Source organism: uncultured Desulfobulbus sp. (genome assembly GCF_963662935.2).
GTDB lineage: Bacteria > Desulfobacterota > Desulfobulbia > Desulfobulbales > Desulfobulbaceae > Desulfobulbus.
In genome coordinates this window covers 2405499-2419612 of record NZ_CAXXTL010000002.1, presented here as the reverse complement: position 1 = coordinate 2419612, position 14114 = coordinate 2405499, and the positions used below count along the sequence as shown (strand labels likewise).

General features: G+C 54.5%; 13 protein-coding genes. 2 read left to right on the top strand and 11 right to left on the bottom strand.

Features of this window, described 5'->3' with window-relative positions; genetic code table 11:
* Positions 1–2 precede the first annotated feature (2 nt).
* The 10 genes from gspN to ACHZCX_RS14930 form a co-directional block, all read right to left on the bottom strand.
* Positions 3–938 carry a type II secretion system protein GspN gene (gene gspN / locus ACHZCX_RS14975; protein ID WP_319588007.1) on the bottom strand — a complete coding sequence of 312 codons (936 nt, stop codon included), beginning with the start codon at positions 936–938 and terminating at the stop codon, positions 3–5.
* A gap of 20 nt (positions 939–958) precedes the next feature.
* Positions 959–1501 carry a type II secretion system protein GspM gene (gene gspM / locus ACHZCX_RS14970; RefSeq protein WP_319588006.1) on the bottom strand — a complete coding sequence of 181 codons (543 nt, stop codon included), beginning with the start codon at positions 1499–1501 and terminating at the stop codon, positions 959–961.
* Entirely contained in the window at positions 1498–3003 is a 1506-nt protein-coding gene (gene gspL, locus ACHZCX_RS14965; RefSeq protein ID WP_319588005.1) for a type II secretion system protein GspL, read from the bottom strand. The genes gspM and gspL overlap by 4 nt, the downstream gene beginning before the upstream one ends.
* A 37-nt stretch (positions 3004–3040) precedes the next feature.
* Positions 3041–4027: a type II secretion system minor pseudopilin GspK gene (gspK, locus tag ACHZCX_RS14960; protein ID WP_319588004.1), complete on the bottom strand. Its 987-nt coding sequence runs from the start codon at positions 4025–4027 to the stop codon at positions 3041–3043.
* Positions 4017–4697 carry a prepilin-type N-terminal cleavage/methylation domain-containing protein gene (locus tag ACHZCX_RS14955; RefSeq protein ID WP_319588003.1) on the bottom strand — a complete coding sequence of 227 codons (681 nt, stop codon included), beginning with the start codon at positions 4695–4697 and terminating at the stop codon, positions 4017–4019. Before ACHZCX_RS14955 ends, gspK begins: the two co-directional genes overlap by 11 nt.
* Before the next feature lie 2 nt (positions 4698–4699).
* On the bottom strand, positions 4700–5155 hold the full coding sequence (locus ACHZCX_RS14950) for a prepilin-type N-terminal cleavage/methylation domain-containing protein (RefSeq protein ID WP_319588002.1): 456 nt from the start codon (positions 5153–5155) through the stop codon (positions 4700–4702).
* Positions 5121–5654 carry a Tfp pilus assembly protein FimT/FimU gene (locus ACHZCX_RS14945; protein ID WP_394708796.1) on the bottom strand — a complete coding sequence of 178 codons (534 nt, stop codon included), beginning with the start codon at positions 5652–5654 and terminating at the stop codon, positions 5121–5123. The genes ACHZCX_RS14950 and ACHZCX_RS14945 overlap by 35 nt, the downstream gene beginning before the upstream one ends.
* Positions 5655–5684: 30 nt before the next feature.
* Positions 5685–6146: a type II secretion system major pseudopilin GspG gene (gspG, locus tag ACHZCX_RS14940; protein WP_319588000.1), complete on the bottom strand. Its 462-nt coding sequence runs from the start codon at positions 6144–6146 to the stop codon at positions 5685–5687.
* 56 nt (positions 6147–6202) lie between these two features.
* The gene (locus ACHZCX_RS14935; protein ID WP_319587999.1) at positions 6203–8587 is read right to left on the bottom strand and encodes a delta-60 repeat domain-containing protein; all 2385 of its coding nucleotides are present in this window, start codon (positions 8585–8587) and stop codon (positions 6203–6205) included.
* A 199-nt stretch (positions 8588–8786) separates the two neighbouring features.
* Positions 8787–8990, bottom strand: a complete 204-nt coding sequence (locus tag ACHZCX_RS14930; protein WP_319587998.1) for a hypothetical protein — start codon at positions 8988–8990, stop codon at positions 8787–8789.
* Between the two features lie 334 nt (positions 8991–9324).
* On the opposite strand from ACHZCX_RS14930, the gene ACHZCX_RS14925 reads away from it, so the two are divergent.
* The gene (locus ACHZCX_RS14925) at positions 9325–9504 is read left to right on the top strand and encodes a Trm112 family protein (protein ID WP_319587997.1); all 180 of its coding nucleotides are present in this window, start codon (positions 9325–9327) and stop codon (positions 9502–9504) included.
* 57 nt (positions 9505–9561) lie between these two features.
* Here the strand turns inward: ACHZCX_RS14925 and ppsA are convergent, their stop codons facing one another.
* Positions 9562–12012, bottom strand: coding sequence for a phosphoenolpyruvate synthase (gene ppsA / locus ACHZCX_RS14920; protein WP_319587996.1), 2451 nt, complete (start codon positions 12010–12012; stop codon positions 9562–9564).
* Positions 12013–12289: 277 nt separating this feature from the next.
* Here ppsA and ACHZCX_RS14915 point away from each other — a divergent pair, with 277 nt between their 5' ends.
* The gene (locus ACHZCX_RS14915) at positions 12290–14047 is read left to right on the top strand and encodes a phosphoglucomutase (protein WP_319587995.1); all 1758 of its coding nucleotides are present in this window, start codon (positions 12290–12292) and stop codon (positions 14045–14047) included.
* The last annotated feature ends 67 nt before the right edge of the window (positions 14048–14114 follow it).

Below are 14114 nucleotides of genomic sequence, written 5' to 3'. Positions count from 1 at the left end.
CGTTATTTCAACTCCTTTTCCAGGGTTTGAACATGCATGGAGTATTCCTCGAAATGTATTCCCGGATTTGAAAGGTCACCGGATACCCGAAACGGTAAGGAGTTGTCCTTCAGCTGCACGCGAAAGGCCTGCAGGGCTACGGTGTTGTCCAGCCCTTTGAAAAATTTCGTTTTGGGTTGCATGGTGCCCTTCAAATCGAGCTGGCTCAGAGCCAGATCGCGATGCATGGTGATTGTCCCTGAGAATTGGCCGCCGAACAGTTCCGACTCGACTCTCCCTTGCGCCAGTTCCAGCTTATCGCCGTGGCCACGCAGAGTGAATGTTCCCTGCGAGAAGGGCAACTCTGTATGACCGAGGATAGGCCGTTTCAAGCCCAAACGCCCATTTGCCACCTTCAATCGTGCTTCCAGCTCGGCCATTTCACCCTTTGCGAGTAAAATGGTCCCGGTAAAGGTTCCCGAGATCGATCCTTGCAGTGTCCGTCCCAGCTGACGACTCAACAGAGGAAAGTCCGTCAGTTGGGAATCTTGGACTGTGCCTTCCACTTGCAGTACCTTTTGCCAATCAGTCATCCGCACGATACCAGCAACAGTACCTTTGCCGGCCGTCAACCAGTATCCGACCTGCGGTCTCCCAGCCTGTAACGACTCTGCAATATTTGGCCGCAACGTCAAACTGTTGATTCGCAACAGAGGGATCTTGCCCTCCCCTTTCTCATAGCCCCCAATGGCCCGAAGCGTTAATCCCTCAGGTATTTCCAGAGCGACTCCCTCGATTTGCCAACGCAGAGTCGGGCTAACACGATTGAGAGACGCCTCCAGATACCGGCGCACCGCCTCTTGAGGGAAAAGGAGCCACAGCAATAGGCCAATCAACCCCAAGGCATAGAGCAGATATCCGACACTGCGGCCCACCCATCCTAAAGCTTTTCTCAACATGAATGCTCCCGCCCCCACCTCTAGTGGGATGCGGGTCCCTTAGCCTGATCGACACTCACCATCTGCAGGGTCACATCAAGGGTTCCCTCCTCCTTGGTGTTATCTTGAATAGTAATTTTGTCAATCCCGACAAGATGTTCTGGAGATTCCGCTTGCTCAAGAAACATGACAAGTTTTTTCAAGTTGACCGCCTGCAGTTTCATTTCGACCTGGCTCTGCTTGAACTGATCGCTTTCCAGAGACTCGGACGGTTTCATATAAGCGATATGCTCCTTGACCTCGCTATCAGCAGCCTTTTTTTCGAGAAAGGAGAAGAGGCTGAAGTCGGGTTCCCGTTGAGCGAGTTGAGAAGCAAGGGAACCCGACTGCTGAGTGATTTTTTGATAGCGCTCCTGTAAAATGCGCATTTCGGTCACGGCTTTCTCACGTGAGCTCAGCCTCTTCGTCAATTTAGCCCGCCCGTCTGTTAGAGGAAAAACAATGAACTGGAACACGATAAAGAGAACCAAGGCGCCACCGCCGATGCCCACTGCAATTTTTTCACGCTGATTCAGTTGCTTCATATGCCCTCAAGCTGCAACTGGACTTCGAACCGGATGGCACCGTTCTTTTTCTCCTTATCCGCCGTTGCCGAAACAATCTGTACGGATTTGAATTTCGAAGAACCCGACAAAGAACTTTTGATTATTTCCACAGAGTTAAAGGTGTCGGTTGTCCCCTTGATCAAGACCGACTCACGATCAATGGCCAGACGACTGACCCGCAACGCGACGGTTGCCGGAATGCGGGCTGAGATGTCGGTCAGCAGGCCAAGCACCTTTTTTTTGCCGTACAAGATTGCAGTGGGCGAGGCTGGTCCTTGGGCCGACTTGAGCCGCGCCTGCATCTCGACAAAAGGGTCCTGCACCTTGGTTACTCCAGGAAAACTCTTTTTGAAAATGGCAACCATTTCCTCCCCAAGCGCCTTGTCCCTTTGCTGTAGCCGGTAATAATCATACCCCAGAAACCCGAACAGGCACATACCCAGAACCGCCACTGCAGAGAGCGCTCCAAAGAACCGTTTCTTTGAAGAAAAAAAGGCCTGTTTTTTGGCAAAACCCTCTTTACGGAAATTAATATCCGCCCGTCTGAACCCCTGCAACGCTAAAGACAGAGCACGGTCAAAATGCTGACCATGCCACTGAAGCCGTCTTTCCTCTGGACATGAAATGGCATTAACCGCCAAAAGATCCATCTCCTCAACCGGAAGCCCAAGGACCGAATGAATAATCTCGGCCATGGGCGCTATTTCGGCGAAGGGACCTGTGAGGACGACCCGTTCTGGACGCCCCTCTTCCTTATGTTCCACGCGGAAATAATTCAGACTTTGCTCGACCAACCGGCTGAACAGGTGAATGCACTCCTGAGTCGCCGCCGTGTCGGATATCACGATCTGGTCATTTTCAACATGAAAGGGGGGATGAAGGATCATCTGCTCCGGATAGGAAAGCCGCCGGTAAAAAACAGCCTTGTCATTCAACACAAGGACCATGGTGCCGGAGTGCTGGTCCGCATGGATCAGGAGGAAGTTATTTCCGTCTTTATTGTGCTTGACCATCTGCGCGGCTAGAGGCACCATTGCCGGCGTGACAATATCCGGATCGACAAGATCCTGCACTTCCTCCAGCAAACCACTTAAAAAAGCTCTTTCCAGAGAGAAAGCAACAACCAGAGCCCCTGCCGCATCTTTTTTACTGACGGAAAAATCGGTGATCAGGGAGTCAATGGGAATAATCAACTGCTCTTCCAACTCCAAAGGCAGGATCTGTGCTATCTTTTTGACATCCTTAAACGGCAGGGCCAGATTACGGACGCTGAGCATGGAAAGGGGCAACCCACACACACTCACCCCCTCCTGCCAGTCGAGTTGTTGGCACAGCAAACGAATGTGCGTTGCAGGATCGGCGCCTTCGGGCAAGGGCAGAAAGAAACTGGCGCACAACGCCAATTTCTTTCTCTGCTGTTCCAGCACCACCGCAGTGACGTAACTGTCACTTATGTCGATACCCAGTGATTTCAGGCCCATGAATCTCGCATTTATTAACAGTTACACTTTCCTGGGGTCACTCCAGCTTCCAGTTCAGGAGAGTGAGCCGCTGCTCATCGCTCCGGAGAAGAACTCCGGTTCCGATACGGTTGTACTCATGAAGGGTTGCACTGACTGTTACTTTGAAATATTTACCGGTCACAGTCAACAAGTCAGTGCCGAAATCGATCGAACGGGGAAACCCGCTTACCTGCCGGTACCAGTCAGAGTTCAACAACAATTGAGCATACCGTTGATCTTCTCGGAACTCTATCAATTCCTGTGCCATTTTTTGAGTCATTTCCGGTGACAAGGCTTGCAAGACCGGCAACGGCGCTGTATTCAGGTTGACTTTACCGTCTTCGCCCATCACTGTGATCGAATTGACCAGACCTTCATGGTCGGCGTCGCCGAACAAAAGCACCGGAGTCATCCCCTTGACCAGAAGCAGCTCCTCGGGGGTGGCAACGGGGCCGTTTCGGCAGGAATAAGGGGGATTGAGCGTCCGATAGTATTGTTCCTCCGCGCCCTCTTGCCGCTCATCTTTATCCTGATCGACCCAGTCGCCGAGTGCGTCAAGCAGGGCCTCAGCCTCATCCCTGCCGGCTATGGCGAAACGGCCGGACAAGAGCAAGCGCAACCACGCTTCCCGATACTTCTCTTTGGCGCTATCGCCAAGCGCATTCACCTGCAGCCTTCCGCTCAGATCGGTCACCAAAATCTTGAGGATGACATCACCAGCCAGGGCCTTGAACCTATCCGGGTCGAAGGTGGCCCACGCGTCATGGAGGGATTCATGGGCATTTTCTTTCTGATCTGCTGCCAAGGCAGCCCGGGCCAGATTCAATCCGGCAAGCACCATGCCGTCAAGCCGCACCTGTTCCCGCTGGGCGGTCGAGACAGAGACCTGCCGATCAACGGTCATCATGAGTTGCACGGTGATCGCCACCAGAAAGCTGATCGTCAGCAGGGTCAGCACCAGAGCCATGCCTGACTGGTTGCCGACTACCCGTTCAATGCTCACCTGGAGCCTCCGCAGGCAGCAATATCCGGGTGCTGAAGGATTGCGAAATCTCCTTGTCCGGGTCAAGCCAAAAATCCAAGGTGCAGTGAACGGCGGCCGGTAGTTCTCCGGATGTTTCCTCCTCCCCAGAGCTTGGCTCCTTCCGCCAACTGTCAAATTCCCGACCTTCTCGGTTGAAATAACTAAATTGAACCGCGCGCAGGGTGTCGGCGAGCAGAAAGGCCGGGTCCGTCCCCTCATCTTTCGAGAGGCCCTTGGGGGGGTCAACGCCGGGGAGCACCGGGGTATCCGAGCGTAGCAATTTCAATCTGCGTTCATCGTCCGGATCCTCTTGCAGTTGATACCGGATAAGTGCCACCCCCGGCTTCTGCTTTTCCGGATTCAAGACAAGATGGGCCTGAGAGGTAAACTCCAGCGTATCGGCCCGTCGATCACGCAACCCATTTTTCTGGCCGATAAAGATGCCCTCTGGAGCCGCGACGGCGGCGGTCAGGTCCTCGCTGATTCGGCGCATGGCTATCTGGGCCAGGGAATACACCTGTTCTTGTTTCTCGGTGGCCTCGACCACTCGCAGGGTGGCGGACAGCGAAAGAGTCAGCATCGCCATGACCACTCCGAGAACGGTTGTCGCCAGCAGGACCTCCAACAGAGTAAAACCGTTCTCGCGCATGGTTACTTGTTCGCTGCCGGTTGTTTATACAATATGGTCCGCACGGTGTACGTCCGGGTTGTATCCTGATCGACCCAAACAGTCACATCAACCGCCTTAAGGAGACCTTTGGCCCCCTTGATTCCCGTCTCATCCTCCGCAAGTTCGTTGACTTCTGATTTCCAGAAAAAATGGGGGTATTCTTCGCCAAAATTTCCTTCCCCACTGGTCAGCTGCTCATAGTCCTGAAGATTGAACTCCGTCAGTTTCCATTGCGCCAGCAGAGAGGCCATGGTCTCGAATCGCGACCCGGTGGCAATGGAGATGCTTTGGGCCTGAGCCCCAATCAGGGTGACCAGGGCAATGGCAATAAGCGCAACGGCAATCATCACCTCAAGAAGGGTAAACCCTGCGGAACTGCAGCGAAGCCCCCCCTGGGGGCGGCTATTGAAACGAGGTTTCCTTTTCCGGGAGGACATAACCGTCCACTATGTTCACTTTTCCAAGGAACGGAGACAAGATTACGGAAAGCTCCTGGCCGTCCTCCTTACGCAGATGGATGATCGATGGTTCAACATAACCGTTTTTGGTAAAGCGGATGACGAACGCATCGGACGGGCGGGGACCGCCGTACCATGACCAAAGATCTCGAACCGCCACCGAATCGGCAAGTTGCAGCCTGTTTTCTTTTTTTATGACCTTATCCTTTACCTTTTCCTCGACTTGTTCCGGACCAACAACAAAGGTGCGCTCTTTGGGCTGATACGTGAGCAGATACGGGGCCTGATGCCGCTGGGCCAATTGTGAAGACTGGTGGATTAAGCCTATGAGCTTGCGCACGGAAACCTTCAACTGGTCAGCGTAAAGGAAATGAGCAATCTGGGGCACGGAGAACGAGGCGATCAGGGCAATAAGAGCCATCACCACGATCAGTTCAAGCAGGGTGAAGGCTTTATTGTTCAAGGGGGAGCGTTGCATGAAGGTGGCTGGACAGAGCAAGCCAGTTCTTTATTGCAGTTCCCAATTATTGATGTCCGCATCCTTCCCCTCCCCACCAGACTGATTGTCAGGGCCGTAGGAAGTAAGGTCATAATCGCCATGCAGCCCGGGAGAGATGTAGACAAAATCGTTATCCCAGGGATCCTTGGGAACCTTGCCTTTTTCCAGATACCCGCCAGTGCGCCATTTCTTGGCAAGCGTACCGGTCGCAGGCGGCTCCACTAGAGCAAGTAACCCCTGTTCGGTTATCGGATATTGACCATTATCGAGTTTATACAGTTTCAGAGCCTGTTCAATTGATTGAATCTGGATGGCGGCTTTGGTCCGCCGGGCTTCTTCAGGACGATCCATAATCCTTGGAACGATGAGCCCGGCAAGAATCCCGAGAATCACCATCACCACCATCAGTTCGATCAAGGTGAACCCCTGCGTACAGGTGAGCGCATGCACCTTATTTTGTCTTAATCCCATTATTCTTCTCTTTAGTTAAAAAAAATCCACTCATCGTACCAGGCCCTGCGGGTTCGTCATCCCCCCAAGCTCAGCGGCTGACGGATGCGGTCCACAACCCAACCCAAGAATACCATCGCACCGGCAACAAGAAACAACGTCATGCCCAGCCCCGTTTTCAGGGCCAGCCAGGAAAAACCGATAAGTGGCAAAAGCAATGCCCGCACCACAAAACGCAGCACAGCGTTGCCGGCAATAAAGTCGGCCAAAGGCGGCGAAAGGGTGTAGTACCGGTCAACCAACCACCGGCCGGCACTGTGGTTGACAAGAAAAGCATCACGGAAGTCACGGAGGATGCCAACACAGGGATGCAGCAAGGTGCCGAAAGAGGCCGTGGCAATAAAACAGGCGTCTGCGGTTCTGACACTGACCTGATTGCCGTAATACACCTCACCCTTGGCGGTGAGGGCATAGGCCCGAATATAATAAAGTGTTCCGGGCAGGAGAGACTCCATCAGAGTCGTGTATCCACCCACTCCGGTACCGTTTTCCGTTTCCCCTTCGGAAATGAATTGTTCGAGCACAATGTTGTTTGCGGAGGCGGTATTCGTCACCTGCGGGCCTGATGGATCGGCAGCCACCGCTTCGGGCAGGAAGAAAGAGACCAATGGATCAACTTTGCCTGTTGGCACCGCTGAGATTCCTTTGCCGCCGACGGCACCCTTGCCTGTATACACCGGTCCAGGTTGGACGCTGAACACCACTCCCCGGCGAACGACCTCTTTATCAAAGGAATCGGCGATTTCGCCTCCGGTAACCATGGTGGTTCTGGTCACATCGGCAGGAACAGTGGTGGCGATATGGCTACTTCGATGACCGGGTTTGTTGGTTATGCGGTCAACCAGATCCTCCGCCACAAAGCGGGCGGCAACAATCGAGCTGGCATTATTGCCGTCGGCTGTCCCCACCACGATAATGTTCCCCTCTTCGTCCGAGGTCACTGCATAACTCACAGCCTCGCCCTCACTAAAGGTGGTGGTGATACTGCGGGATGAAAATGTCCCAGCCGCTGTTTCCGGCCACAAGCCCTCCACTGCATGGGCGGCGGGCAGGAAAAATTCCCCAATCTGCTGGCTGGTATGGGAGAGCAGCCGGTCTAAACCGGGATCGACCTTGCCTGAGGCCAAAATCTGGGGAGCTTGCCAGACAGCGGAATTGCCGAAGGAGTCCCCCGACAACTGCAATTCCCGGATTTGGACTTCGTTGCTCCATACCTGCAATCGCCTGATCTGGACCTTGCTTTTGCCGTTCACCCGCACTTCCTGGACCGGCGGAAGTTCCGAGGCGGCACCCTCATTGCCCGCCGACACACCCCGGATGCTGGCGGTTGCCTCGGCCGCAGCAGCATCCTGAGAATAAGAGTTCAGTAAAAACTGGCGAGTACCGGCATCGGTGGTAAAGCCGCTTGCGGCCACCCCATTCTTACCCGCATCGACATCGTAAAGGACATCGTCTTCTTTGCTGATTTGAGTCACCATAACACCTTGATCGCCAAACGCCGAATCAGCCTTGCCGTTCCGGGTAAAACGAAAAAGGGCGGTATCCCTTCCGCCTGGAATCCCCACCGCCCCGGCGACATAGATCATGCCGTCATCGTCGGTGGCCAAGCCATAGCCCTCGCTGGCGGCAAAATTCCCGGTCGGGATCGCGACCCCCTTATCACCGAAACCGGCATCAACTGTCCCGTCCCCATTCAACCCCACCAACATTGCCGATGATTTTTTATTCTCTTCGTAGGATCCCGAAACGACATACGTTCCATCTTCCCGTTCAACAATCCCCTCGGCGGAGGCATCTTTACCGATCCCTATCAGGCTGACCCCCTGCTCACCATAAGAGGCATCCAGCTCACCATTGGCAAAGAAGCGGGCGGTCACCAAAACCCTGCCTGCCGTTCCTTCAGTCGATCCGACAACAGTAATCTTATTGGAGGGACTGATCGTCAAGGCAGTAATTTCCTCATTGCCATTACCGATTGAGGTCAGCACAACCCCAGCATCACCGAAACTTTTATCAAGGGAACCATCCGGACGAAAACATACTAAGGCCAGATCCCGATCCTTCCCATTGTGACTGTACCCAGCGGCGATAATTCGATCATCTGAGAGCAGACCAAGCGCCAAAGCCTCGTCGTCGCCAACGGAAAGGGAGGTGATAACCGAACCGTCACCATTAAAAGTGGAATCGAGCGAACCGTTTTTGTTAAAACGAAGGAGAGAAAAATTAAAGACGTTTCCCTTAGAAGAAGAGCCGGCGACCACGATCTTACGATCCGGTTGGACAACCACCGCATGGCCACTGTTCTTCACCCCCAGCTCAACAGCCACCCGGCCGTTGAGACCAAAGGCAGCATCAAGCCGGGTAACAGCCCAAAGGGGGGGATTACAAAAGAAAACAAGCAAAACCCATATTCCAAGCACCAAAGGATATCGATTCAGCATGGTCGCGCCTCGCATCAGGGGGACTGGGACTTTATCTATACGAACTATAACACATTTGTTTATTATACCGCAATTGAACAAGAGATACAGCTTCTATTCGTCAAAGAGGCTAGATGCAAAGAGTTCCGTCAAAAAAGAGAAAGATGGTCGTGTTTTCCGGTTACGCCTTGCCGAAACTGCAGATCGAATACCGGCATTGCTTGCAGTTGCGGCAAAACCCGCCGTGACTTAGCAGAGCCAGTTTCTCACGGCCGATTGCCTCGCCGGTCAAGATGCTCGGCAACAGCAAATCGAGAACTGTGATGCGGTGGAACTTGCGCAAGCGAGATACTTTTTTTAACGACCCCTGAGCCTTATCAGCCACACCTACACAAACGCATACTTTGCTGGAAAACAAGATTCTGTTGCGAACAACGTTTCACACCTCTTTGCCATTGTCTCCTTGCGAGGAAAGGGCTCGCAAGAAGCAAAAAAAACGCTCCATGCTTATCAGGATAACGAACCGCTCACAAATATTTCCCGCAACCATTTTCAAACACGCTATTCCGCAAGCCGCTTTACCCTCTGACGGCAATACAGTACAATACCTCGAAAGAAGACCACTCTTTCTCCTGGCCGGATCAGTCAGGGAAAAGCATTGAAAAAAAAGCGAGGCAATGCCGCCTCAGAAAAGCCAAAAACGCTCGGGGAATGGAAAGATGATCAAAAAGGAATTGCTGGAAATCCTGGCCTGCCCGCAGTGCAAGGGCCCGGTTACATTGAATCAAGAGCAAAACGGGATTATCTGCCGCGCCTGCCGGTTGGTGTTTGAAATCCGCGATAACATCCCGATTATGCTGATCGACGAGGCCAAACCGCTCGAGGATGCAAAATCGTAATAAAAGCCTGGCGGGACATACCATCCCGCCAGGCCATTTTTTCCACTCCGCAATTGCTTACGGGGTAATGCCCAATTCCCGCTCCTTGGCCGCAATGGCCAATCTGGTTTTCACCACCGTATCTGAAACGAGACTGATCGAATCGATGCCTTCCTCGACCAAGAAGGTGGCGAAGTCCGGAAAATCTGACGGCGCCTGGCCACAGATACCAATCTTGCGCCCCCGGCGCTTGGCTGTGGCAATCACCATTTTAATCAAAGTCTTTACCGCCTCGTTGCGCTCGTCGTAGATGTGCGCCACCAGATCGGAGTCGCGATCAAGCCCCAGCGTCAATTGGGTCAGATCATTGGAACCGATGGAAAACCCGTCAAAGACATCGCAAAATGCATCGGCGCTGATGACATTGGAGGGGATCTCGCACATCACGTAGACCTCCAGGCCGTTCTCGCCCTGCACCAGGCCGAATTCCCGCAGCACTTCGATCACCCTGCGCCCCTCTTCCGGGGTGCGGCAAAACGGCACCATCAGTTTGATGTTAGTCAGCCCCATGTCATTGCGCGCCTTAAGCAGGGCCTTGCATTCCAGCTCAAAGGCCGCCTTGTAGCGCGGATCGTAGTAGCGGGAAGCTCCGCGCCAGCCGATCATAGGGTTGGATTCCTCGGGCTCGTAGAGATGGCCGCCAATTAAATTGGCGTATTCGTTGGATTTGAAATCAGACAACCGGACAATAACGTCCTTGGGGTAAAAACCGGCCCCGATCCGGCCGACGCCCTCGGCCAGTTTATCGATGAAATACTGGCGTTTGTCACCGGGGTAGGCCGAGGTTCGATGGTCGATTTCCTCGATAATGTCGAAAATTTCATCGTTCTCATCCGCGCGCTCGCGCAGTTTCTCGTAATTGATCAGAGCCAGGGGATGGATGCCGATATGCGAGTTGATGATAAATTCCTCGCGCGCCAACCCAACCCCCTCGTTGGGTAGTTGCGCCTCGACGAAAGCCTTCTCCGGCAACCCGACATTCATCATGATCTTGGTCCGGGTGGCCGGAATGTTTTCGAGGTCCAAAGTTTCAACCTCAAATTTGAGCAACCCGTCATAGATGTGGCCGGTTTCACCCTCGGCGCAAGAAACAGTGACCTGCTGACCGTCCTTAATCATTTTGGTCCCGTTTTCCGTGCCAATCACACAGGGAATGCCCAACTCGCGGGAAATAATCGCTGCATGACAGGTCCGGCCGCCACGGTTGGTGACGATAGCGCCGGCGGTTTTCATGACCGGCTCCCAGTCGGGGTCGGTCATATCGGTGACCAGCACCTCTCCGGCCCTGAAATCGTGGATCTGACTGACGTTATTGAGGACCCTGGTGATTCCCTGGCCGATCTTGGCGCCGACCGCCTGGCCCTTGGCCAGCAGCGCGCCCTTCTCCTTGAGTACATAGGTTTCCATGGTCCGGGTGCAGGCCTGGGAATGCACGGTTTCCGGTCGAGCCTGAACGATGAACAGCCCTCCGGTGCCCACGGTCTTGCCGTCGCCATCCTTGGCCCACTCAATATCCATTGGCCGGTTGTAATGGTCCTCTATGATGCAGGCCCAGCGAGCCAATTGCAGGATCTCGTCGTCGCTGAGAATGTAGGAGCCTTGCTCCTCAACTGTCGTCTCGATGTTTTTGACCGGTTCCTCGGCGCCGGGATCATTGTTGTAGACCATCTTGATCTCCTTGGATCCCACCCGCTTGCCGACAATCGGCCGCTTGCCCTCCTTGAGGGTCGGTTTGAAGATGTAGTACTCGTCCGGATTGACCGCACCCTGGACCACATTTTCTCCCAGTCCCCAGGAGCCCGTCAGAAAAACGGCATCCTTGAAGCCCGACTCGGTATCGATGGAAAACATAACGCCGGAGCAAGCGGAATCGGAGCGCACCATCTTCTGCACCACGATCGAGAGATAGACATCGAACTGACCGAACCCCTTTTCATGGCGATACGAGATGGCTCGATCCGTAAACAGGGAGGCAAAGCAGCGCTTGCAGGCATCAATCACAGCTTCCGGCCCACGGATATTGAGGTAGGTGTCCTGCTGACCGGCAAAGGAGGCGTCCGGCAGGTCCTCGGCAGTGGCGGAAGAGCGGACGGCAACATCGACGCCCTGGCCATATTCCTCTTCCATCTTGTTGTAGGCGCTGATGATCGCCTGGCGCAGGTCGGCAGGGAACTCGGCGGTGCGGACGATGTCCCGCGCTTTAGCGCCACGCTCCTGGAGGTTGCGCAGATCGTGGGTGTCCAGCCCGGCCAGGGCGTCGCGAATGGCAGCCTCGACCCCCGCCTCTTTGAGGAGGTAGCGATAGGCAAAGGCGGTGATGGCATACCCATTGGGCACCGCCACCCCCTGCGCCGTCAACTTCTGATGCATTTCACCCAAGGAAGCGTTCTTGCCGCCCACTATCGGCACATCCTCGATGCCGATGTCGTCAAACCAGAGAATGAGTGCTGTTTCGTGTTGGTGTTTCATCTCGTGCTCCCTTGTGAAAAGAAACCGTCTGCTGGGCCAAGCCCGTTCCTCAAACCATTTGTCGTCGGCAACCGGCGTATAATTCTGTAAGTTGTAGACAGTAAAAAAAAAAACCCAACTGGTCAACCGAAACGTCCGTCTGTTTTGTTTCCTTGCAACAGCCCAGGTGACGGACTGCCCGGTAGCACCTTGCCAAGAATATCGCAAAGGGCTATATTGACGTAATGTTTTCATTATTTCAATACGAGCCGAACACCTCCCCCAATACGGAGCCGACATGACCAGCGAACACGAAATCCAAGAGATATCCAGCCGCTATATTGTTGAAAAAAATCCTACTAAAAGCAGGTATTTCGACGCGATCAAACGATTGGTCGAGGGCCGAAATCTGGAAGCGAAGCCCTCAGTCAGGCAGCAGTGGCAAGCCGGAATTGATCAGGTGTATCAGTTAATCAGGGACGAAATGCTGACCAATACGGGACAGCCTTCGCACCCTATTCAATTTGGCACTTCCGGCTGGCGCGGCACCTTGGGCAAAGATCTCACCGTGCGCTCGGTGGCTGTGGTCACTGCCGCCATCCTCAGCCTGTACCGGGAAGCAGGGGGCAATGAGGAACTGCGGCTCGCTCTGGGGGTAGACAGTTTTGCCGAAATGCAACAGCGCGGCTGCGTGGTTGGCTTCGACAACCGCTTCGGCGGCCCCCTGCTCGCCTTGGCAGCGGTCAATGTCCTCTGCGCCAACGGCGTTAAAGTTTTTTACGCCGGCGAGGCCACCACCGGCGCCCTGTCAGCCTCGGTTCTGATCCGCAAGGCCGCGTTCTCCATCAACCTGACCCCCAGCCACAATCCGCTGGAATACGGCGGCTTCAAATACAATGCCGCCGATGCCGGCCCGGCCCCGACGATCCTCACCGATACCATCACCCGCCTCGCCGGGGAATATGTGATGCTCGACCAGGTACCCCTGATTCCAGCGGGACTTGACCTGCAAGAACCACTGAAAGAGTTGCCGGGGATAGTCTTGGAGGATGCCTTGATCAGCTGGCAGCAACTGGTCCGCAGCGGTACGGCCCGCCACGGTATCGAGTACGACCGGCTGTTGGCCGACCTTGCCACCAACGATGAAGTGGTGGTCTGCGTCGATGCAGTCCACGGCGCTTCCCGCCAGTATCTCAGTCGGCTGTTGAACAATCCGCCAGCGGAACGGCTGCTGGTGCTGCGCGATACCGAGGACCCGACCTTCGGCGGCATTGCCCCGGAACCTTCCTCGACCAACATGCAGCCGGTAATCGCGGCCTTGGCAGCTCGGCCCGAACCCTTGAAAATTGGGGCCATCATCGATCCGGACGGTGATCGCATCCGTTTCACCGATGGAACTATCGAAATCTCGATGAATCAATTCGGAGCCATGGCCTATCATTTTCTCCATGAGATCAAAGGCAAACGGGGCATGGTCGCCAAAACAGTGGCCTCCAGCAATTTTGCCAACGCCCTGGCCACCCAGTTGGGAGAGGAGGTCTTTGAACCCAAAGTCGGATTCAAAGAGTTCAAACCGGTAATCAACAAGGCACTTGTCTACTTCGAGGAATCGGACGGTATCTCCATCACCGGTCACACCCCGGAAAAAGACGCTTTCATCGGCCTGATCCTGGCTATCGACATGGTCCTGACCCTGAAAAAGCCGCTCGGCCACTACCTCGCCGAGATCGAGGCCACCTTCGGCCACTATTATCCCGACCGGGATGGCGTCACGGTCTCCCAGCAGGGCGAAAGCCTGCTGCGGGCGCTCGATCAACTCCGCGCTTACAGTCCGGGCAGTCAGGTCCAGGTGGGCGAAGGCCACAGAACCATTGCCTCCGTGATTGACATCGACGGCCGCAAGATGATTCTCGACGACGGTTCCTGGATTATGATCCGCCCGTCTGGTACCGAACCCAAGGTGCGGTTTTATGTGGAGGCCCGCAACCGAGAAGAAACCTCGCTCCTGGTAAAAAGTGCCAAATCGATGCTTGCCGAAATAGGACTCCTGCCCTAATGTAGAAAATTGTATTCTTCCCCTGTCTCATTGAACAAAAGGGGTCGAGAGCGATCATCGAAAACCA

Coding starts and splice junctions, on each gene's coding strand:
- ACHZCX_RS14945 (WP_394708796.1), bottom strand. CDS start 5,654: ATGCAACGCTCCCCCTTGAACAATAAAGCCTTCACCCTGCTTGAACTG.
- ppsA (WP_319587996.1), bottom strand. CDS start 12,012: ATGAAACACCAACACGAAACAGCACTCATTCTCTGGTTTGACGACATC.
- gspM (WP_319588006.1), bottom strand. CDS start 1,501: ATGAAGCAACTGAATCAGCGTGAAAAAATTGCAGTGGGCATCGGCGGT.
- gspG (WP_319588000.1), bottom strand. CDS start 6,146: ATGGGATTAAGACAAAATAAGGTGCATGCGCTCACCTGTACGCAGGGG.
- ACHZCX_RS14955 (WP_319588003.1), bottom strand. CDS start 4,697: ATGCGCGAGAACGGTTTTACTCTGTTGGAGGTCCTGCTGGCGACAACC.
- gspN (WP_319588007.1), bottom strand. CDS start 938: ATGTTGAGAAAAGCTTTAGGATGGGTGGGCCGCAGTGTCGGATATCTG.
- gspL (WP_319588005.1), bottom strand. CDS start 3,003: ATGGGCCTGAAATCACTGGGTATCGACATAAGTGACAGTTACGTCACT.
- ACHZCX_RS14950 (WP_319588002.1), bottom strand. CDS start 5,155: ATGTCCTCCCGGAAAAGGAAACCTCGTTTCAATAGCCGCCCCCAGGGG.
- ACHZCX_RS14915 (WP_319587995.1), top strand. CDS start 12,290: ATGACCAGCGAACACGAAATCCAAGAGATATCCAGCCGCTATATTGTT.
- ACHZCX_RS14925 (WP_319587997.1), top strand. CDS start 9,325: ATGATCAAAAAGGAATTGCTGGAAATCCTGGCCTGCCCGCAGTGCAAG.